Raw genomic sequence first — 19,183 nt, 5'->3', positions numbered from 1 at the left:
GCCAGCGGCGATTGTCAGTGCCCGGCGGTAGAATTGAAGCAATGTTCGAGGGTTCCCGACGGGGGTTCCTGATCGCGACAGGAGGATGCCTGTGCCCGCTGCCGCACTCACATCTACGTCGAAGAGCAAGGCTTCCCGGCCCGTGTTGATCGACCTGACGTACGCACCACTGGAGAAGCGACCGCTCCCGGCCGGCCGGCCGCGGGAGTGGTACATCACGCACAACCGGCGCCTGAAGGCCATGCGCCTGGCGATAGCCCTGCTCGACTCGGGCGTCTATCTGCCGAACCAAGCCAACAACACCAGGATCCGGAGCATGGCGGAGGACGTGGGAATCCACCCGCCGACCGACATCACCTGCCACATGGTGCGCGCCCTGATGCGGTACAGCCGCTGAGCCGTCGCGCGAACGCGCACGCGTACGGGTGGGGGCCCAGCGGCCTCTGCCCGTACGTGTCCTTCATGCTGGGCGCATGACCCAGCCGGAATCCACCCCCGCCCAGCAGGAGCCCGCGGACGAGCTGCCGCTGCTCGTCACCGCCCAACTCCCGGACGGGGCACGGTTTCCCGTCCGCGGTATGAGGGGGAGCGAGGCCTCGCCCCGGCCCGCGCCGGCCGTCCTGATCCTTCCCGCCATGGGCACCCCCGCCCGCTACTACCGCGCGTTCGCACGCCAGTTGCACGCCGAGGGCCTCACCGCCCTGACCGTGGACATGCGGGGGCAAGGGGAGAGCACTCCCCGGGTGCGGGACGCGGACGCCGTCGACCACGGCTACCGCACGATCGTGGAGGAGGACCTCGTCGCCGTCGTCGAGGCGATACGCGCCGAACTGGGCCCGAACTCCCCGCTGTACCTCCTCGGCCACAGCATGGGCGGTCAACTCGGGCTCGTACACGCCTCGTTGCCGATCGGGCCCGGCGTCGACGGCGTCGTCCTCGTCGCCTCCGGCTCCGTCTGGTACCGAGCGTACGGCCCCCTGCGCGGGCCCCTGTTGCTCATCGGCGAGCTCTTCGCCGCGGCCACGTCGACGCTGCTCGGCCGCTGGCCCGGCACCCGGCTCGGCTTCGGCGGCAACCAGCCCAAGGGAGTCATGCGGGACTGGGCGCGCCAGGGCCGTACGGGCCGCTACTCGTCCCCCGGCTCCCCGCACGACTACGAGGCGGCCCTGCGCACCCTCGCCCTGCCCGTCCTCGCGGTCTCCGTAGAGGGCGACACCTGGGCCCCGGCGGCCGCCCTCGACCACCTCGTCGGCAAGGTGCCCGCGGCCCGTGTCACCCGCCTGCGGTACTCCGTGCGGGAAGCGGGCGCCCGCCTCGACCACTTCGTGTGGACGCGGGCGGGCGGTGCGCTGGCCAAGAGGGTGGCGGCGTGGGCGGTCGCGGGCGGAAGCTGAGGCCCCAGGCGGGCCGCTCGGTCCTGGAGGAGTACCTCCCGCCAGGACCGTACGCCCGCTCCGGCGACCGCGTGGCCATAGCCGCCTACCTGGGCGGCTCCGACACGTTCGACCGGGCGATCGCGGACTTCGCGCTGCGCTACGCCGCGCGGAACGCCCGGGACCACGCGGCACTGACCGAGGCGATCTCCTCGGGCCTGGTCGACGCGGCCACTGGGACCGGCTAGCGGATCTCGTCCGGGACCACCGTCAGCCACCGCTTGTCCGCGGTGACCTTCTGGCCGAGCTCCCGCTGCCGGTCGGCGTTCTCGCGCTTCATCCCGTCGAGTTCCTTCATGTAGTCGTCCTTGCGGTTGACCCACACCCGCGCCCCGCCGTGCTTCACGTCCGCCGAGTGGAACAGCATCGGACCGTCGCTCTTCGGGGTGTCGCCCGCCACCAGAACGGGCTTCTTCCACGCGTCGATGTACGTGCTGATGGCCGCGGGCTTGCCCTGGTACCAGGTCATCGGCGCCCACAGCTTTGGTGTCAGCTCACGCCCGGCAAGCTTCTTCTCGTCGAAGCGGCCCTCCGCGATCTCCTTGCGGGAGCTGGTGACCTCGCCGGTCTTGCGGTCCTTGAGCTGCAGGCCGACGCCGATGACGTTCTCGGGCTTCACGTCATAGCCGTACTTGGGGTCGGAGAGAACCATGCGGACGAGGTCCTCGCTGGCCGCGCTGACGACGTAGACCTCGATGCCGTGCTTCCGCAGCGACTTGTGGAGCTCCTGCATGCCGGTGAAGAACTCGGGCGTCTTGACCTCGGTCTTCGTCAGCTTCCCGTCCTCGTAGTACTCGGCGGGGATCGGCTTGTCGTGGGCGAGGAGTTCGTCGACGTACCCCTTGAGCTCCTTCAGCGTGAAGCCGGAGAAGATCTGCGCGGCCCACGGGTAGCAGACCTGGTCGTCGACCTCGCACAGCCGGTTGTAGTAGCTGTAGAGGCTCTCCTTGTGCTTCGCCGTGTCCTTGAAGGGGATGATCTTCAGCGACGGGTCCATCGACTTGCGGGTCAGCACCCCCTTCATCTCCAGGAAGGGCAGGAGGGACTCCTCCAGGTCGTTGCGGTACGTCGTGTTGTCCGCGTCGAAGACGGCGTACGCGCCCTTGTCCTCGTTCTTCGCGATGACCTTGCCCAGCTTCTTCGCGACCGGCTTCGGCCAGTGCTTCAGCTCGGCCGATGCCTTGGCCGCGGTCTTGGCCGACGTCGCGGAGGAGTCCGCCGCCGTCGCGTCCGCGCTCGGCCACAGCGCCGTACCCGCGAGTACGGCCGCGGTGAGCGCGCCCGCCGTGCCGATGACGGCCAGCTTGCCCTTTGCCTTTACTGCCATGGTTCCGTGCCCCCTGAGAGCGGTCTGCGCCCCGTCCGGAGCGGCGGGTCATCGTATGAGGTCAGGCGGCGGATTCCCATGATCGGCATCACTGGGGGCAACGGGCATGGGATGCCCGTGCGCGGGTAGCCGAGTCGGATGCCCGGCAGGCTCTCGGGCCTGCCTCGGAGCGAGGCCCATCGCATACTGGGAGGCATGGAGAGCGTCTCCCGGGAGTTCGTCCGGGCCGCCCCGCACCTCGACGGCATGGTGGTGTCCGCCGTCGGCTACCGCACGCGGGGCGAGCTGCCCGGCCTGCACCGCGGCCTGCCGTCCCCGTACCTGACGCTGATCTTCTCGCTGGACGGCCCCGTCGTCACCGGCGCCACCCCCGAGCAGGCCGGCACCCGCGACGCCCTCCGAACGGACATCGTCGTCGGCGGCCTGCACCAGTCCCCGGCGTACGTCGTACGTCCCGAGCACGAGGCGGGCATCCAGCTCGCCGTGCACCCGCTCGCCGCCCGCGCCCTGCTCGGCGTACCTGCCGCGGAACTGGCCGGCGAGCTGGTGACGCCGGGCGCGGAGGTGATGGGGCGCCGCGCCACCGACGTACGGGAGCTGCTGTGCGAGCAGGGCAGCTGGGACGAGCGGTTCGCCTCCCTGTCCGGCTACTTGAGGCAGCGCGCGGCCACCGACGCGTCCGGCGGCTCCGTACGCCCCGAGGTCGCGGAGGCGTGGGCCTGTCTCGCCCGGCATCGCGGCGTCGGCACCCTGCGCGGCCTCTCCCGGCATGTCGCGCTCAGCGAACGCCGCCTCACCACGCTCTTCCGCGCCGAGACGGGCCTGAGCCCCAAGCAGGCGGGCCGCCTGATGCGCTTCCAGCGCGCACGCGACGCCGTCGTACGCCCGGTCGCGACGGGCGGCGCCCCCGACCTGGCCCGTGTCGCAGCGGACTGCGGTTACTACGACCACTCCCACCTGGTACGGGACTTCCAGCAGTACACCGGGGTGAGCCCCAGCGGCTGGCTGGCCGAGGAGTGCCGGAATATCCAAGCCGGGAGCCATGGTGGAGGCGAAGAGTAGGACCCATGGACACCACAGAGAAGCAGAACCAGCAGCCACAGTCCGCAACTGCTCCCGCAACTCCCGCAACTGCTCCCGCAACTGCTCCCGCGTCCGCCGGGCGCGCTCCCAGCGTCTGGCCGACCCTCCAGGCGCACGACGCTCCCGCGCTGATCGACTTCCTGGTCGGCACGGTCGGCTTCCTGCGCACCGCCGTATACGAGGACGGCGACCGCGTGGCCCACGCCGAGCTCGACTGGCCCGAGGGCGGCGCGATCATGCTCGGCTCGTACGACGAGAAGTCCCAGGAGTGGTGCCTGAAGCCCGGCACCTTCGGCGCGTACGTCGTCACCGACCACGTCGACGACCTCTACCAGCGGCTCACCGCGGCGGGGGTCGAGATCATCCGTGAGATCGAGGACCAGCCGTACGGCAGCAGGGAGTTCGCGATCGCCGACCCCGAGGGCAACAAGTGGTCCTTCGGCACCTACCGCGGCTCGCCGAGGCCCGGGACGGCGGCCTGACCTGGCGGGACGGCAGCCGTCCTGACCTCGCGTGATAGCTTGCGAGCGCCAGTCAACCCACACCAGGGCCAGGGAATCCGGTGCGAATCCGGAACTGACGCGCAGCGGTGAGGGGGAACGGGCGGGGCCACGGCCACTGGGCGTCCACGGACGCCTGGGAAGGCGCCCCGTCCGGCCGATCCCCGAGTCCGAAGACCTGCTGGCACCTTCGCCCGCACACCGGGCGGCGGAGGTGACGAAGCAGGCCAGGCTCCGCGTATGAGCCGTGAGACTCAAGGGATCTCGTGTCCTCAACAGCCCGTCGTGTACGTACGTCTGTTCTCCTCGCCGCGGCCCTGGCCGTCACCCTGACCTCCTGCGGAGGCGGCTCCACGGCCACCTCCACCACGGACGACAAGGCCGCCGGCTATCCGTTGACTCTCACCTCCTGCGGCAAGAAGGCGGAGATCAAGGCGCCGCCGCGGCGGGCGGTCTCCCTCGACCAGGGGTCCACGGAGATCCTGCTCTCGCTCGGCCTCGCGGACCGCATGGTGGGCACCGGCACCTGGACCGACCCGGTTCTGAAGGGCCTGGAGCAGGACAACGCGAAGGTCGAGCGGCTCGCCGACAGCTACCCCTCCTTCGAGAAGGTCCTCGCCCAGGAACCGGACTTCGTCACCGCCTCCTTCCAGGCGACGGTCAGCAAGGGCGGCGTCGCCGACCGCGCCAAGTTCGCCGAACTCGGCGTACCCGCCTACGTCTCGCCCTCGGACTGCGCAGGCAAGGACAACAGCGGCGACGGCGACGGCCGCCGCGTCAAGACGCTGACCATGGACACGGTGTACGGCGAAGTCCGGGACCTGGCAAGGGCGTTCGGGGTCGAGAAGCGAGGGGAACGGCTGGTCGCGGACCTCAAGGGCCGGGTGGCGAAGGCGAGTGGGGCGATCAAGAAGGCCGAGGCGTCCGACACGACGCTCCTCTACTGGTTCGCCAACTCCGACTCGCCCTATATCGCGGGCTGTTGCGGCGCACCAGGCGTCATCACCCGGGAACTCGGCGTGCGGAACGTCTTCGACGACACCCACGAGGAGTGGCCTCAGATCAACTGGGAGACGGTGGCGGACCGCGACCCGGACGTCCTGGTCATCGGCGACCTCACCCGCAAGTCGCAGACGGCCGAGAGCGCGAAGAAGAAGATCGAGTTCCTGGAGTCCAACCCGGTCACCAAGAACCTGACCGCCGTGAAGAAGAAGCGGTACGTGCTGCTGAGCGGCCAGGCCATGAACCCGACGATCCGCACGGTGGACGGAGTGGAGCAAGTCGCGGACGCCTTGCGTGAGTTCGGGCTCGCCAAGTGAGGAAAGCCGCCCCGGGCGGCATACGTTGCGCCCTGCTCTGGACGGCGGGCCTCGCCGCCCTCGCCCTCTCCGTCGCGGTGGCCGTCACCATCGGCCCCGCCGACATCTCCGTACCGGACGTGTGGTCGGCGGTCGCGGCTCACCTCGGCTGGGGAGAGGCGCGGCTCACGCCCATCAGGGACGGCATCGTGTGGAACCTGCGCATGCCGCGCACGCTCCTCGCCGCGGTCTGCGGCGCGGGCCTCGCGGTCTGCGGAACGGTCCTTCAGTCCCTCCTGCGCAACCCGCTCGCCGACCCCTTCGTGCTGGGCGTCTCCTCGGGGGCGTCCACGGGCGCGGTCGCGATCGTCGTCCTGGGGGTCGGCGGGGGAGTGGTGTCGGTATCGGCGGGCGCCTTCGCCGGGGCCGTCGTCTCGTTCGCGCTGGTCCTGCTGCTGAGCCACAGCCTGGGCGCAAGCGCGGACAGAGTGGTGCTCTCGGGCGTGGCGGCGATGCAGCTCTTCTCCGCCCTCACCTCCTTCGTGATCCTGACGTCGGGCGACGCGGAGACGACGCGAAGTGTCCTGTTCTGGCTGCTCGGTTCGCTGAGCGGAGTGGGCTGGACGGACGTCTCGCTGTGCGCGGCGGTGCTCTTCGTGGCCCTCGCCGTCTGCCTGACGCAGGCCCGCACCCTGGACGCGTTCGCCTTCGGCCAGGACGCGGCGGCAACGCTGGGCGTCCACGTGGCGCGGGTCCGGCTGCTCCTCCTGTCCACCACGGCCCTGCTGACGGCGGTCCTGGTCAGCAGCGCGGGAGCCATCGGCTTCGTGGGCCTGGTCCTGCCGCACGCGGCCCGCGCCCTCGTCGGCGCCGGGCACGCACGCCTGGTCCCGGTCACGGCGCTCGCGGGCGCGGTGTTCCTGGTGTGGGTGGACACGCTGGCCCGCACGGTCCTGGACCCTCAGGAGGTCCCCGTCGGGGTGGTGACGTCCCTGATCGGAGTCCCGGCGTTCGTCCTGGTCCTCTACCGCACGAGGAAGACGACATGAGCCGGCACACCGAGGACGACATGAGCCGGCACCCCAAGGGCGACATGAGCCCGTACCCCGAGGACGACCGGACCCCGCACACCGGACCCGGCCTACGAGCCGACCGAGTGACCCGGGAGGCGGGCGGCCGGCTCATCATCGACGGAGTGACCCTGGCCCCGCCGCCCGGAGCCACGGTCGGCCTGCTGGGCCCGAACGGCTCGGGCAAGTCAACGCTCCTGCGCGTCCTGGCGGGCGTCCTGGCCCCGACGTCAGGGGTGGTCACCCTGGACGGCATGCCTCTGCGGGACGCGGGCCGCCGCACGGTGGCACGCAGGGTGGCGGTGGTGGACCAGGACGCCACCACGCAGGTCGAGCTGTCGGTGGAGGAGGTCGTACGCCTGGGCCGCATCCCGCACCGCAGGGCGTGGTCGCTGCCGACCCCCGAGGACGAGGAGGCGGTACGTCAGGCCCTGACGCGCACGGGCCTGACGGACCGAGCCACCCAGTCCTGGCACACGCTTTCCGGCGGGGAACGCCAACGGGCCCAGATAGCAAGGGCGTTGGCCCAGACCCCCCAGGAACTCCTCCTGGACGAACCGACCAACCACCTGGACATCCACCACCAACTCGACCTCCTGACCCTGGTGGCGAACCTCCCCCTGACCAGCGTGATAGCCCTGCACGACCTGAACCTGGCGGCCATGTTCTGCGACCAGATCCTGGTCCTACGAGAGGGAGTGGCCCACGCGTCAGGCACACCATCAGAGGTGATCACGGAGGAACTGATCGCGAAGGTGTACGGGGTACGAGCGGAGGTAACCCAACACACCACGGAACCCCACCCGTCGATCCGCTTCCTGCGCGCTTGAGCCGTCCGCCGCGGTCTCCGTCGCCCCGTGTCAGCGGCCCCGGACGACCTGCTCGGCCCGGAACCGGAGCTTGGTGTCGACATCCTCCAACAGGGCGCGCGCCGCGCGGAGTTGACCGGAACCACCTTGTGCGCAGAGCATACGGAAGGCGGCGACGCGGGTGGGTCGGGGCAGCTCGGGCCCGACACGCGCCATCAACCACTCGGTGGGCAGCTGCCGAGCGGAGGGCAGAAGCGCCGAGCAGGCCTCGCGGACGACGCCGGAAGCGGGATCGTCCAGGAGCGACCGCAATCGCTCGGTGGCCGCGACGTCGAGCACCCGCAACCCGGCCACCGCACGCGCACGGACCGCAGCCACCGGATGCCCCAGGAGCGGCAGCAGCAACGCGCCGTCCGCACGATCACCACACTCGCCGAGGCCGACGGCCGCACCGGGTGGCAGAGCCGGGTCACCGGGCTCGGCACACCACTCCCGGTAGAGCGGCAACGGATCGACCCCGGCCTGCTTCAGCACGTAACGGGCGCAGGCCCGCACGAGCGCCGAACGATCGACGAGATACGACCGGGCCTCCCGCGCCCGTCCGACACGCCGCAGAGCGGTGACCCCGGCGGACCGGACACGGGGGCTGCGCGCCGCGAGCAAGGGCGAGACGACATCGTCGTACGCACGCTCATCCAGCCGCTCGTCCACGCTCACGCTCATGCCCGCGAGCGCGGCGTCGGCGCAGAGGTTCTGGACGACGACATCGCTGTCGAGGGCGGCGGTACGGGCCAACTCCGCGGCCGGCAGGACGTGCTCGTCGACGGCGATGCGATGAGCGAAGCGGCGTACCGTGAGATCTCCGTGGCCGAGCAGCGGTACGAGCCGTGCGCGGCCCGGCGCCCCGCTCAGGGCCTCCCGCAACAGCCCGACACCGAAGACCCCACGGTCCCGGCGCCCCACCCGCAGCACCATGGGCGCGAGTGCGGCCAGCTCCGCGGCACCGAGCCGGGGCAGCTCCTCACGCATGACGCCCCGCGCCCTCTCCCGCACGGGCGCGGCCCAGTCGGCACAGCGGAGGACGACCAGCGGCAGGAGCACCGGATATGCCGCGACCCGTAGCAGCGCGGCCTCGCGCACCCGGCCGTCGCAGGCGCACAGATCGAGGGCGGTCCGGCTCTCGCCGGGCTCCAACTCGTCCCACCGCGCGTACATGTCGCGGACGTCGACATCAAACGCGATCCAGGCGGATGGCTCCAAGACATCAAACACATCCCGCAAGGGGGCTCCACGGACAACCCGTCGAAGCTCGGCCTGCCTAGCCCCGTCGAACCAGCTCATCGTCACCTGCCTCCACTCGCCCCGCCCCCGAGACGGCGATCGTAGGCTGCGGCACCCGTCGCGGTCGCCCGATATTTCCCTGGGCGATCCAAGGCGCCCACCCCCTAGTCCGGCTGACGCTCTGCACCCGGAATGCTGAAATGAATCCCTATGAAGCCACCGCACCCGCCGATCACCGACGAGGCCGACCTGACGGTCAGGATCGAGCAGAACCTGGCGGAGCACGCCTGCCACCTCCACCGGCATCTGGCGGACGCGGTGGTCAGCGAGGCCGACGATCTCCTGGTGGCCGACAGCGGGCTGGACGACGATACGTTCAACATCGTCGCGGCGGCGCGCTTCACGGAGGACACCGCTGCGGGGCGCGTGTGCGAGACCGTCCGGAAACTGACCGCTACCGGCCGCCCCTTCTCCTGGTGGGTGGGGCCGGCTTCGGTACCGACGAATCTGGGCGCTCTCCTGGAGGCGGCCGGGGCCAAGGCTTCGGAGACCGAGACGGGGATGTGGAAGGACCTGAGCGGCACGCTGCCGCGGCCACCACGGACCGACGGTCTGGACATCCGCCGGGTGACCGGTCGGGAGCAACTCGCCGACTACGCCACCGTACTGGCCGCGAACTGGGACCCGCCGGCCCCCACGGTCCACCGCTTCTTCGACCTGGCAGCGGAACCGGCCCTCGCCGTCGACTGCCCGGCCCACTACCTGGTCGGCTACGAGGACGGCCTGCCGGTCTGCACGGCGGAGGTCTTCTTCCACGCGGGCGTGGCAGGCATCTTCAACATCTCCACCCGCGCGACGCACCGACGGAGGGGTTACGGGGCCGCCATGACACGCGCCACGCTCCACACCGCACAAGCGGAGGGCTACGGGACAGCGGCCCTACAGGCATCGCCTGAGGGCGAGCCGGTCTACCACCGCCTCGGCTTCCGCACCTGCGGCCAGTTCACCGAGTACGCGATCGACGACTGAGCCACGCCTCCACCCCGGATGCCGCTTCTCAGGGCCGCGGCTCGTCAAGGTACTGGTCGGCCCACGCGCTGATGATGTGAGCGGCCCGTTGCGCCTGCCCTCGTGCGGTCAGCAGGTGGTCCGCGCCTTCGAGCGAGATGAAGCTGCGCGGGTGCCGTGCCTCCTGGAAGATCTCCGCGGCGTTGGAGATGTCGACGGTGGAGTCGGTGGGCGAGTGCGCCACGAGGAGCGGGAGGTCCACCTCGCCGATCCGGTCGCGCAGATGAGCCCGGCGCACGTCCTCGACGAAGGCGCGCTTGAGAACCAGGGTCCTGCCGCCGACGAACCACTCGTGCGCCCCGTCACTGAGGACGCGATCCAGGACCGAGTCGTACTGCCGCTCGACATGACTGGGGTCGACCGGCGCCGCGATCGTGGCCAGCGCGCGCAGGCCGTCGATCTCGCTCGCGGCCGCGATGGCGGCGGCGCCTCCCCACGAGTGCCCCACCAGCAAGTCCACCGGAGTCCCTCGCTCCGCCATGAAGGCCGCGGCACGGACGGTGTCCTGCACCTTGACGGTGAAGGAACCGTCCCCCCAGTCGCCCTCGGAGTCCCCGATCCCAAGATTGTCGAAGCGCAACATACCGATCCCCTCACGCGCCAGCTGCTTGCTGACCCGCGAGGCGGCAGGCGACCCCTTGCCCAGAGTGAACCCATGCGCGAAAAGCCCCCACCCTCGGACCTCGCCCTCCGGCAGGTCAATGGCTCCGGCCAGCGCGGGCCCGACGACGCTCGGGAATGTCACTTTTTCGCTCATGTGGGGTGCTCACCTAGGCAGGGGCTGATCGTGAGGGGGGGGCAGAAAGACGAAAGAGACACTAGCCGCTGTCAACGTCTGACCTGTACCGGAGAACGTGCGAAGGGTATTGGGTGTCACTCATTGATACTCCGCGTAGACGGCTCTCCGTGAGTTTCACACCCGCAGGGCGCATCAATGGAAGGTGCTGCTGCGGGACCGTCTCCGCCACCTCGATCGAGCTCCTGCGAGGTCTCCCGGTAGTCGTGATCAGTCGGATGGTGCAGCTCGTCGCGGACTTGCCGCCAAGCGCGAATGATCTCAGGAAGCTTTGACAGCACCTCGCCTACTTGTGCCAGTACGAGTGTGAGGCAACCGAAAGCGGCAAGGATGATCAGGCTGAGGTTGTCCCAACTCATGGGCCCGCTACCCGAACAGAGCCTGGCGAGAGATCCAGTCGAGGGCGTCCACCCCGAGCCGGTCAGGTGCCTCGAGTAAAGCGGCCTCCACCACCGCGAGGTCCGCGAGCGACTCAGGCGCCCCCGAGCGGTCCCGCACGGCGATTCGCTCCATCGCCGTGGCGACGGCACCGGGCCAGCCTGGCATACCGAAGTGATGGAGCGCCTTGAAGGTGGCCGAAGCCGCCCTGTGCAGCAGCGCGGCGTGCCAGCCTTGCTCGCGCATCACCTCCGCGGTGAACCATGTCCGGTCGTCGACCTGCCGGACCAACTCCTCCACGAACTCCGACGGAGCCATCCGCAGTATGAAGCGCGAACCTCCGGCCCAGGGGAGGTCCAGGTCCGAGGCGACCCCCACAAACGCGAGCAGCGATTCGGGCCCCTCGTCCCGCGCGGCTGTAAGAGCGGCATGGGCCCTGCGATACAGATCGACGCTCTGCGCGAAAATCTCCCCGTCGCCGGGTTCGTCGGTCGCCTCGCGGATCTCGGCCAGCGGCCCCTCACGCCAGGCGTCGGCGACCAGGCCGACAGCCGCCGCGCTTACCAAGGCATCTGTGTCGTCCACGGTGATACCGAAGTGCGCAAGGACCGCCGGCGCGTGCTCCTCGATGCCCGGGAGCGGTGGGGTCTTCTCCTCGGCCGCCTCCTTCCCCAAGAGGGCGGCAAGACGTGGTGACAGAGGTTCGGGTTCCGGTGGGTCCACGGTGACTCCGTGCTCCGCCAGATCGTCGAAGACGGCGTCAGGACCGCAGTCGATGTGCGTGGAATCATGGCGCCCTGAACAGTCGTCGGCACATTCCAACTCCCCGCACATCTCCGGGTCCTCGGGCTGCGCCTCATTGATCAGGTGGTAGGCCAGCCGTTCCGCCACCGTCTCCCGCGCGGTAATCATGGCCAGGTCGACCCGGAATGCCTCGTCCTTCAGCTCCATATCAGCAGGGTCCGCGGAAGCGGGTGGCTCCGGCGCTTCCGGGATCCAGGCGTACGCCGACTCCAGCGAGATGAGCAGCCAGGCGACGCGGAGAGCCTCGGTGTCCTCTTCTCCGGCCACCCCCGCCACGGCCTCAGCGGCTGCGCGTACACGGTTCAGCCGGGCAAGATGGCCCTCACGCATCGGCAACCAGGCCGCGGACTCCGCGCGGGCCCGCTCGGCGTCCTGCGCCAACGCGGCGTCCCGAGTTCTTCGTGCCCGGGTGACCAACCGGGCCAGGCACGGGCGGCATCCGAACAGGCCGGATGTCGGCGTCGGCCCGAGGGGTATGGCGGCAAGGTCCTCTCCGAAGGACCTCCCGCACAGGCGGCACTCCAGGCCGCCCGCCTGCCGGGATGTGGGCATGCCTGGTAGCACGGCGGCACGGATCGTGTCATGGGCATAGGAAGGGATGTGCATGTTCGGCGGCTCCTTGGGCGAAGGCGCTCTGTCGGCGCCATCTCCATGCTCACGCCACAGGCCGGCCGCGAGTCACGGTTTGGCGGGCGGGACGGGCAACTTGACGAATCCTGTCTCAGCCCTGGCCTGCAACTTCTACCGTATGGGCGGAACTTGACACTCGAGCCGGAGGAATTCCGTTGCCCGCTTCCGCCACCACTCCTCAACCTTCCGGCCTTCAGAAGGAACTGACCGAAGCCCTGCAGGAACTGCACCGGGCCTCCGGCCGGTTGAGCTTCCGGAAAGTGAGCGAACTGATCGGTCGCAGGGAGGACCGGTTGTCGGCCGCGAGTCATGAGACCGTTCGCTCCGCGGTCAACGGGTTACGCGTGCCGCGCTGGGAGACCGTTCACGACATCGTCCTGGTGCTGGCGGGCCAGTGCAGTCCTGCTCGCGATGAGCAGTCGGAGACAGCCAGGTTCCTGCCGCTGTGGCGGGCGATCGGCGAAGGGGAGTCCGGAGCTCTGAAGTCGTTCCAGGAACTGCTCAACGGAGGCTGGGGAGGCGAGGACGGCCAGTGGACTCCGGAACTGGTCATGGGAATGCTGATCAACCCCTTCAGCGCCATCGAGATCCACCCCTCGCTGGCCGCACCGCACGAACCGCTGGTCTCGGAGGATGACTGGGTCCACGGGATGCTGCGGCTCATCGAGGAGCAGGGGGCCGAACACGCACTACGGGTTCTGCTGCACCTGCTGAAGGGCGACTACGTCGGGGCGGACGAGGGCTCACCGTATGGCTATCGCAACCCTGACAGGGAGGCATTGGAGGCGCAAGCGGCCTTCCAGTACGGCTGCCAGGCGATCCTCCGGCGCCTGAACCGTGAGCCGAACCTCCTCGCGGAGTCGATCCGCGCGATGCGCGCCGACACCACGATGGACCGGGACGACAGGGCCGAGATGTTGGAAAACGAGTCCGATCCGAGCCTGATGCGCGAGGTGATGATCGTGACCCCCGCCACCTGGGACGAGGTCTCAGAAGAGGCTCAGAACATGATTTTCGGCTACCTGGTCCAACAGATCAGCCCTGTGCGCCCCGTCGGCCCGCCGGGCTCGGACCGGTTCAAGATCGTCTGGCGGATTCCCGAACCGCTCGAGGCGTAGCCCGGTCACGCCGAAGGCCGCCACCCTGGAGCGGGGCGGCGGCCTTCGTGCGGATTCCGCGATTTAGATGTCGAAGTACAGCTCGAACTCGTGCGGGTGCGGGCGCAGCTGGATCGGGGCGATTTCGTTCGTGCGCTTGTAGTCGATCCACGTCTCGATCAGGTCGGCGGTGAAGACGCCGCCGGCCAGGAGGTACTCGTGGTCCGCCTCGAGGGCGTCGAGGACGGCCGGGAGGGAGGTCGGGACCTGGGCGACGCCCGCGTGCTCCTCGGGGGCGAGCTCGTAGAGGTCCTTGTCGATCGGCTCCGGCGGCTCGATCTTGTTCTTGACGCCGTCCAGGCCGGCCATCAGGAGCGCCGAGAACGCGAGGTACGGGTTCGAGGACGGGTCCGGCGCGCGGAACTCGACGCGCTTGGCCTTCGGGTTCGAGCCCGTGATCGGGATACGCATGGCCGCCGAGCGGTTGCGCTGCGAGTACACCATGTTGACCGGCGCCTCGAAGCCCGGGACCAGGCGGTGGTACGAGTTCACCGTCGGGTTGGTGAAGGCGAGCAGCGACGGGGCGTGCTTGAGGATGCCGCCGATGTAGTAGCGGGCGGTGTCGGAGAGGCCCGCGTAGCCCTGCTCGTCGTAGAAGAGCGGGTCGCCGTTGGCCCACAGCGACTGGTGCACGTGCATGCCCGAGCCGTTGTCACCGAAGATCGGCTTCGGCATGAAGGTCGCGGTCTTCTGGTTGCGCCAGGCGACGTTCTTCACGATGTACTTGAAGAGCATCAGGTCGTCGGCAGCGGCCAGCAGCGTGTTGAACTTGTAGTTGATCTCCGCCTGGCCGGCCGTGCCGACCTCGTGGTGCTGGCGCTCGACCTGGAGGCCGTTCTTGTCCAGCTCCAGGGAGATCTCCGCGCGGAGGTCCGCGAAGTGGTCGACCGGCGGGGCCGGGAAGTAGCCGCCCTTGTAGCGGACCTTGTAGCCACGGTTGTTCTCGACCGCACCGGTGTTCCAGGCGCCTGCCTCGGAGTCGATGTGGTAGAAGCTCTCGTTCGCCGACGTCTGGAAGCGGACGTTGTCGAAGACGTAGAACTCGGCCTCGGGACCGAAGTACGCGGTGTCCGCGATGCCGGTCGACGCGAGGTAGGCCTCGGCCTTCTTGGCGATGTTGCGCGGGTCACGGCTGTACTGCTCGCCCGTGATCGGGTCGTGGATGAAGAAGTTGATGTTGATGGTCTTGTCGCGGCGGAAGGGGTCGACCCGGGCGGTCGACAGGTCCGCGCGCAGCGCCATGTCGGACTCGTGGATGGCCTGGAAGCCGCGGATCGACGAACCGTCGAAGGCGAGCTCCTCGTTCGGGTCGAACGCCGCTGCCGGGATCGTGAAGTGCTGCATCACTCCGGGCAGGTCGCAGAACCGGACATCTACGAACTTCACGTCCTCGTCCGCGATGAACTTCTTTGCGTCGTCGGCGTTCTGGAACATCCAACTCCTCCTACTCCCGACCCCCAGGCGGGGACGGGGTTGCAGCTCGTTGTGCGGCCAGTGCGGTGGCACACGCTGGGACCCGACCATAGGGACGGGGGATTTCTCAAGCATGACCCATTTGTTTCGCCGAAGTTAACCGAGGCGGGTTCGAGTCAGGTGTCATTCGCCCTACCCCGCACGTCCTCGGACGAAATCGGGCGCAGTACCGTGGACGGGTGGACAACAGGCAAGCAATCGGATCGTGGCTCTCCGGCCCTCGTGCGGCGGCAGAGGACGCGGGTGTCGACTTCGGGTATCGGGGCGAGCAGCTCGGCCTGCCGGAGGAGGGGCCGGGATCGATCGCGCGGCCCGGACGGCGGATGGGCGCCATCGCCGTCGACTGGGGGGTGAGCATGCTCATCGCATACGGCCTGTTCGCTCGCGGTGACCAGCAGGCGATGGGCAACTGGGCCCTCGGCATCTTCTTCGTCATGACCGTCCTGACGGTCGGCACGGTCGGCTGCACCCCCGGCAAGGCCCTCTTCCGGCTGCGCGTCATCGCCGAGGGCGGCGGCCGGCTCGGCTTCGTCCGCGTCCTCGTCCGCAGCGTGCTGCTCTGCGTCGCCGTCCCGGCCCTGATCTGGGACCGCGACGGCCGCGGCCTCCACGACCGCCTCGGCCGCGCGGTCCAGGTGCGGATCTGAGATCCCCGCTCTACGTACGGCGAAGGCCCCGGAACCAATCGGTTCCGGGGCCTTCGCCATACGTAGGAAAGAGGCGGAAAGTTACCGCATCTTCGGGCCACCGCGAGGCGTGCGCATGCCCTTCGGCATCGGACCCTTCGGCAGCGGCATGTTGCTCATCAGGTCGCCCATCGCGCGCAGCCGGTCGTTCGTCGCCGTGACCTGCGGGCCCTGGAGGACGCGGGGCAGCTTCAGAAGCGTCGTACGCAGCTTCTTCAGCGGGACCTGGCCCTCGCCGGTGCCGACGATCACGTCGTGGACCGGGACGTCCGAGACGACCCGCGCCATCCGCCTCTTCTCGGCGGCCAGCAGGCTCTTCACCCGGTTCGGGTTGCCCTCGGCGACGAGCACGATGCCCGCCTTGCCGACCGTGCGGTGCACGACGTCCTGGCTGCGGTTCATCGCCACCGCCGGAGTCGTCGTCCAGCCGCGGCCGATCTTGTCGAGCACCGCGGCCGCCGCACCGGGCTGGCCCTCCATCTGCCCGAAGGCCGCACGCTCCGCCCTGCGCCCGAAGACGATCGCCATCGCGAGGAAGGCGAGCACAAAGCCGAGAATGCCGAGATAGATCGGGTGACCGATCAAGAAGCCGATCGCGAGGAAGACACCAAAGGTGACGATTCCCACAGCCGCGATGATGAGACCGATCCGCGGATCGGCCCTGCGGGTCATCTTGTAGGTCTGAGCGATCTGCTTGAGCCGCCCGGGGTTCGCGGCGTCCGCCGCGGTTTCCTTCCTCGCCATGCCGTGAAGTCTACGTGTCCCTGGAGGTGACTACGACGTGCGGGTTGTCATCGCCTCTTCGAGCACGCGCAGCGCCTCGGCCCGGTCCTTGGCGCGACGCCGGTCGTCGAGCACGGACGTCCACGCGTTGCGGCGCGCGGTGCGCTGTCCGCTGCTCATGAGAATCGACTCGACGGCGCGCAGCGCGTCGGTGACGGACGGGATGGCGGTGGCGCGTACGGGCGCGGCCTGCATGGTGGAGCCCTCCTGGGCGGCTATGGGTAGGGCGAGTACGTAGGGCAGTACGTCGGTGCGTAGGGCAGTACGTGGGGTAGTTCCAGGGTCACTGATTGGTGTTACCAGGGCGTGACCGACCGGTCAAACACGGATGAAGCCTTGACGCCGGCCCGCAAAACGTTGACGCGGCCCCTACAGTCCCCCTCACCTGCGGGGACCGTGGAGGCCGCGTCATCTCGCCACTACTTGTCAGTAGACACTTGTGCGCCGATTCACACAGTCGAACTCTCCGGGAGAGATCACACCGCCTGCGAAGCGACGTACGCGCCGCGCTTCTCGATCGCCATCTGGTAGAGGCGTCCCGCGCGGTACGAGGAGCGGACCAGCGGCCCGGACATGACGCCGGAGAAGCCGATCTCCTCGGCCTCCTCCTTCAGCTCCACGAACTCCTGCGGCTTGGCCCAGCGCTCCACGGGGTGGTGGCGCGGGGTCGGGCGAAGGTACTGCGTGATCGTGATGAGCTCGCAGCCCGCGTCGTGCAGCGCGTGCAGCGCCTCGCTGATCTCCTCGCGCTCCTCGCCCATGCCGAGGATGAGGTTCGACTTGGTGACCAGACCGGCCTCGCGGGCGCGGGTGATGACCTCGAGCGAGCGCTCGAAACGGAAGCCGGGGCGGATGCGCTTGAAGATGCGCGGCACCGTCTCCACGTTGTGCCCGAGGACCTCGGGGCGCGAGGAGAAGACCTCGGCCAGCTGGTCGGGGTCGGCGTTGAAGTCGGGGATGAGCAGCTCGACCTTGGTCCTGCCCTCCGCGCGCTCCGCCGTCATCGCGTGGATCTGGCGCACGGTCTCCGCGTACAGCCAGGCGCCGCCGTCGTCCAGGTCGTCGCGAGCGACGCCGGTGATCGTGGCGTAGTTCAGGTCCATCGTCACGACGGACTCACCGACACGGCGCGGCTCGTCGCGGTCGAGCGCCTGCGGCTTGCCCGTGTCGATCTGGCAGAAGTCGCAGCGCCGGGTGCACTGGTCGCCGCCGATGAGGAAGGTGGCCTCGCGGTCTTCCCAGCACTCGTAGATGTTGGGACAGCCCGCCTCCTGGCAGACCGTGTGCAGGCCCTCGCTCTTCACGAGGTTCTGCATCTTCGTGTACTCGGGGCCCATTTTCGCCCGGGTCTTGATCCACTCGGGCTTGCGCTCGATCGGGGTCTGGGCGTTCCGGACCTCAAGGCGCAGCATCTTGCGTCCGTCGGGTGCGACTGCGGACACATCGGCTCCCTGTAGCTTCGATTCTTCGGCGCACACCAGGGTACGCCCGTGATGTCGTTGGGCTTACGTTCGGGCAACCTCTGGCCACCGGGGTGCATTCCCCGAAGCCGTGGCAGGCCCGGACGTACCGGCTCTCTAGGCCGTCGCCTTCTCGTCCTGAGGCCGCTCAACCGTCTGCTCGGCGGCCTTTTCCACCACCCGCGGCTTGAGCTCGGCGTTCTCCAGGATCTCCCGCAGGTGCCTCTCGGCGACGGGCAGGACATCGGCGATCGTGACCTCGCGGCCCAGCTCGTACGAGAGGGACGTCACGCCCGCGTCGCGGATGCCACACGGGATGATCTTGTCGAACCCGGTGTTGTCCGGGTTCACGTTCAGCGCGAAGCCGTGCATCGTCACGCCCTTGGCGACCCGGATGCCGATCGCCGCGATCTTGCGGTCCTCGCGGCGCTGGCCCGCGTTGGACGGGGCGTACTCCGGGCCGTTGAAACGGGCGTCGAACTCGTCGTCCTGGGTGCGCGGATCGAAGTCCAGGGTCAGGCCGCCAAGTGCCGGACGCTCGTGCGCGGGGTCACCGAGGACCCATACGCCGCTGCGACCCTCCACGCGGGACGTCTCCAGGCCGAATTCCGCACACGTACGGATAAGCGCCTCTTCCAGACGGCGCACATGTGCTACGACGTCCACCGGGCGCGGCAGCTTCTGGATCGGGTAGCCCACGAGCTGTCCCGGACCGTGCCAGGTGATCTTGCCGCCGCGGTCCACGTCGACGACGGGGGTGCCGTCCAGCGGGCGCTCGCTGTCCTCGGTGCGGCGGCCCGCGGTGTAGACCGGCGGGTGCTCCAGCAGCAGACATGTGTCCGGGAGTTCGTCGGCGAAGCGGGCGGCGTGCACGCGGCGCTGCTCGTCCCAGGCGTCTTGATACTCGACCGAATCCGGGCCGAAGCCCAGCCGGACGAACCGAAACTCACTCACGGCACGTGCCTCCCTAGAACCTGCACCGGTACCTGCACCGCAGAACCTGCACCTTGCACATATCGCGCCCCCAGCCACTGTACGGGCAGCGGATTCTCGTCAGTCGTCCGGCCAATCCTCACACGATCGGATGAATGCGGGTCGAAGGTCGCGATGCGGGCGGCGAGGGCCGTTACATTCACGCCGTTCACAG

Annotated in this window: 19 protein-coding genes, 1 pseudogene and 1 riboswitch; of the genes and pseudogenes, 11 read left to right on the top strand and 9 right to left on the bottom strand. The window is 69.2% G+C overall.

The annotated features are described in order from the left end of the window. The first annotated feature begins 91 nt into the window (after positions 1-91). The 3 genes and pseudogenes from ABXJ52_RS10380 to ABXJ52_RS10370 all read left to right on the top strand — a co-directional run. On the top strand, positions 92-397 hold the full coding sequence (locus ABXJ52_RS10380; RefSeq protein WP_367041196.1) for a hypothetical protein: 306 nt from the start codon (positions 92-94) through the stop codon (positions 395-397). A 76-nt stretch (positions 398-473) separates the two neighbouring features. Next, positions 474-1,394 carry an alpha/beta fold hydrolase gene (locus tag ABXJ52_RS10375; protein ID WP_367041194.1) on the top strand — a complete coding sequence of 307 codons (921 nt, stop codon included), beginning with the start codon at positions 474-476 and terminating at the stop codon, positions 1,392-1,394. Between the two features lie 50 nt (positions 1,395-1,444). Continuing rightward, positions 1,445-1,621, top strand: a pseudogene (locus tag ABXJ52_RS10370) (DUF2252 family protein); the annotation flags it as partial. Here the strand turns inward: ABXJ52_RS10370 and ABXJ52_RS10365 are convergent. Further along, positions 1,618-2,760: a haloacid dehalogenase-like hydrolase gene (locus ABXJ52_RS10365; RefSeq protein ID WP_367041193.1), complete on the bottom strand. Its 1,143-nt coding sequence runs from the start codon at positions 2,758-2,760 to the stop codon at positions 1,618-1,620. The pseudogene ABXJ52_RS10370 and the gene ABXJ52_RS10365 sit on opposite strands and share 4 nt — an antisense overlap. Before the next feature lie 195 nt (positions 2,761-2,955). Here ABXJ52_RS10365 and ABXJ52_RS10360 point away from each other — a divergent pair, with 195 nt between their 5' ends. From ABXJ52_RS10360 to ABXJ52_RS10340, 5 genes are all read left to right on the top strand, one after another. Beyond that, positions 2,956-3,822: a helix-turn-helix transcriptional regulator gene (locus tag ABXJ52_RS10360; protein WP_367041191.1), complete on the top strand. Its 867-nt coding sequence runs from the start codon at positions 2,956-2,958 to the stop codon at positions 3,820-3,822. 5 nt (positions 3,823-3,827) lie between these two features. Further along, positions 3,828-4,325 (top strand): VOC family protein, encoded by a 498-nt coding sequence (locus tag ABXJ52_RS10355; RefSeq protein ID WP_367041190.1) that lies wholly within the window; start codon positions 3,828-3,830, stop codon positions 4,323-4,325. A 32-nt stretch (positions 4,326-4,357) separates the two neighbouring features. Then, a riboswitch (cobalamin riboswitch) is annotated at positions 4,358-4,544 on the top strand. Positions 4,545-4,609: 65 nt separating this feature from the next. Next, positions 4,610-5,662, top strand: coding sequence for an ABC transporter substrate-binding protein (locus ABXJ52_RS10350; RefSeq protein WP_367041188.1), 1,053 nt, complete (start codon positions 4,610-4,612; stop codon positions 5,660-5,662). Further along, a complete protein-coding gene (locus ABXJ52_RS10345) occupies positions 5,659-6,690 on the top strand; it encodes an iron chelate uptake ABC transporter family permease subunit (RefSeq protein ID WP_367041186.1) in 1,032 nt (343 codons plus the stop codon). The genes ABXJ52_RS10350 and ABXJ52_RS10345 overlap by 4 nt, the downstream gene beginning before the upstream one ends. A gap of 44 nt (positions 6,691-6,734) precedes the next feature. Further along, the gene (locus ABXJ52_RS10340; protein WP_367048950.1) at positions 6,735-7,541 is read left to right on the top strand and encodes an ABC transporter ATP-binding protein; all 807 of its coding nucleotides are present in this window, start codon (positions 6,735-6,737) and stop codon (positions 7,539-7,541) included. A 30-nt stretch (positions 7,542-7,571) separates the two neighbouring features. Here the strand turns inward: ABXJ52_RS10340 and ABXJ52_RS10335 are convergent, their stop codons facing one another. Beyond that, positions 7,572-8,780, bottom strand: coding sequence for a hypothetical protein (locus ABXJ52_RS10335; protein ID WP_367041184.1), 1,209 nt, complete (start codon positions 8,778-8,780; stop codon positions 7,572-7,574). A 282-nt stretch (positions 8,781-9,062) separates the two neighbouring features. On the opposite strand from ABXJ52_RS10335, the gene ABXJ52_RS10330 reads away from it, so the two are divergent. Beyond that, on the top strand, positions 9,063-9,830 hold the full coding sequence (locus tag ABXJ52_RS10330) for a GNAT family N-acetyltransferase (protein ID WP_367048949.1): 768 nt from the start codon (positions 9,063-9,065) through the stop codon (positions 9,828-9,830). Between the two features lie 28 nt (positions 9,831-9,858). Here the strand turns inward: ABXJ52_RS10330 and ABXJ52_RS10325 are convergent, their stop codons facing one another. After that, entirely contained in the window at positions 9,859-10,626 is a 768-nt protein-coding gene (locus tag ABXJ52_RS10325) for an alpha/beta fold hydrolase (RefSeq protein ID WP_367041182.1), read from the bottom strand. A 405-nt stretch (positions 10,627-11,031) separates the two neighbouring features. Then, positions 11,032-12,453: a hypothetical protein gene (locus ABXJ52_RS10320; protein WP_367041180.1), complete on the bottom strand. Its 1,422-nt coding sequence runs from the start codon at positions 12,451-12,453 to the stop codon at positions 11,032-11,034. A gap of 179 nt (positions 12,454-12,632) precedes the next feature. Between ABXJ52_RS10320 and ABXJ52_RS10315 the strand changes: the two genes are divergently transcribed. Further along, on the top strand, positions 12,633-13,595 hold the full coding sequence (locus ABXJ52_RS10315; protein WP_367041179.1) for a hypothetical protein: 963 nt from the start codon (positions 12,633-12,635) through the stop codon (positions 13,593-13,595). A 63-nt stretch (positions 13,596-13,658) separates the two neighbouring features. Here ABXJ52_RS10315 and glnA read toward each other — a convergent pair whose 3' ends face one another. Beyond that, on the bottom strand, positions 13,659-15,068 hold the full coding sequence (gene glnA / locus ABXJ52_RS10310) for a type I glutamate--ammonia ligase (RefSeq protein WP_367041177.1): 1,410 nt from the start codon (positions 15,066-15,068) through the stop codon (positions 13,659-13,661). 218 nt (positions 15,069-15,286) lie between these two features. Between glnA and ABXJ52_RS10305 the strand changes: the two genes are divergently transcribed. Continuing rightward, the gene (locus ABXJ52_RS10305) at positions 15,287-15,754 is read left to right on the top strand and encodes an RDD family protein (RefSeq protein ID WP_367041176.1); all 468 of its coding nucleotides are present in this window, start codon (positions 15,287-15,289) and stop codon (positions 15,752-15,754) included. Between the two features lie 81 nt (positions 15,755-15,835). Here ABXJ52_RS10305 and ABXJ52_RS10300 read toward each other — a convergent pair whose 3' ends face one another. From ABXJ52_RS10300 to lipB, 4 genes are all read right to left on the bottom strand, one after another. Next, a complete protein-coding gene (locus ABXJ52_RS10300; RefSeq protein ID WP_367041174.1) occupies positions 15,836-16,537 on the bottom strand; it encodes a DUF4191 domain-containing protein in 702 nt (233 codons plus the stop codon). A 30-nt stretch (positions 16,538-16,567) separates the two neighbouring features. After that, on the bottom strand, positions 16,568-16,771 hold the full coding sequence (locus ABXJ52_RS10295; protein WP_363208335.1) for a hypothetical protein: 204 nt from the start codon (positions 16,769-16,771) through the stop codon (positions 16,568-16,570). A 281-nt stretch (positions 16,772-17,052) separates the two neighbouring features. Beyond that, a complete protein-coding gene (locus ABXJ52_RS10290) occupies positions 17,053-18,018 on the bottom strand; it encodes a lipoyl synthase (protein WP_367041172.1) in 966 nt (321 codons plus the stop codon). Between the two features lie 135 nt (positions 18,019-18,153). Continuing rightward, a complete protein-coding gene (lipB, locus tag ABXJ52_RS10285) occupies positions 18,154-18,990 on the bottom strand; it encodes a lipoyl(octanoyl) transferase LipB (protein WP_367041170.1) in 837 nt (278 codons plus the stop codon). Positions 18,991-19,183: the final 193 nt, after the last annotated feature.

Origin of the sequence: Streptomyces sp. Je 1-332, from assembly GCF_040730185.1 — a bacterium.
Taxonomy (GTDB): domain Bacteria; phylum Actinomycetota; class Actinomycetes; order Streptomycetales; family Streptomycetaceae; genus Streptomyces.
Note: the sequence above shows the minus strand (reverse complement) of the source record. Positions and strands in the feature narration are given on the sequence as shown.

Bases quoted from the DNA above. Each gene is read 5' to 3' on its own strand.
- ABXJ52_RS10365 (WP_367041193.1), bottom strand. From the start codon at position 2,760: ATGGCAGTAAAGGCAAAGGGCAAGCTGGCCGTCATCGGCACGGCGGGC.
- glnA (WP_367041177.1), bottom strand. From the start codon at position 15,068: ATGTTCCAGAACGCCGACGACGCAAAGAAGTTCATCGCGGACGAGGAC.
- ABXJ52_RS10320 (WP_367041180.1), bottom strand. From the start codon at position 12,453: ATGCACATCCCTTCCTATGCCCATGACACGATCCGTGCCGCCGTGCTA.
- ABXJ52_RS10340 (WP_367048950.1), top strand. From the start codon at position 6,735: ATGAGCCCGTACCCCGAGGACGACCGGACCCCGCACACCGGACCCGGC.
- ABXJ52_RS10360 (WP_367041191.1), top strand. From the start codon at position 2,956: ATGGAGAGCGTCTCCCGGGAGTTCGTCCGGGCCGCCCCGCACCTCGAC.
- ABXJ52_RS10300 (WP_367041174.1), bottom strand. From the start codon at position 16,537: ATGGCGAGGAAGGAAACCGCGGCGGACGCCGCGAACCCCGGGCGGCTC.
- ABXJ52_RS10325 (WP_367041182.1), bottom strand. From the start codon at position 10,626: ATGAGCGAAAAAGTGACATTCCCGAGCGTCGTCGGGCCCGCGCTGGCC.
- ABXJ52_RS10295 (WP_363208335.1), bottom strand. From the start codon at position 16,771: ATGCAGGCCGCGCCCGTACGCGCCACCGCCATCCCGTCCGTCACCGAC.
- ABXJ52_RS10375 (WP_367041194.1), top strand. From the start codon at position 474: ATGACCCAGCCGGAATCCACCCCCGCCCAGCAGGAGCCCGCGGACGAG.
- ABXJ52_RS10355 (WP_367041190.1), top strand. From the start codon at position 3,828: ATGGACACCACAGAGAAGCAGAACCAGCAGCCACAGTCCGCAACTGCT.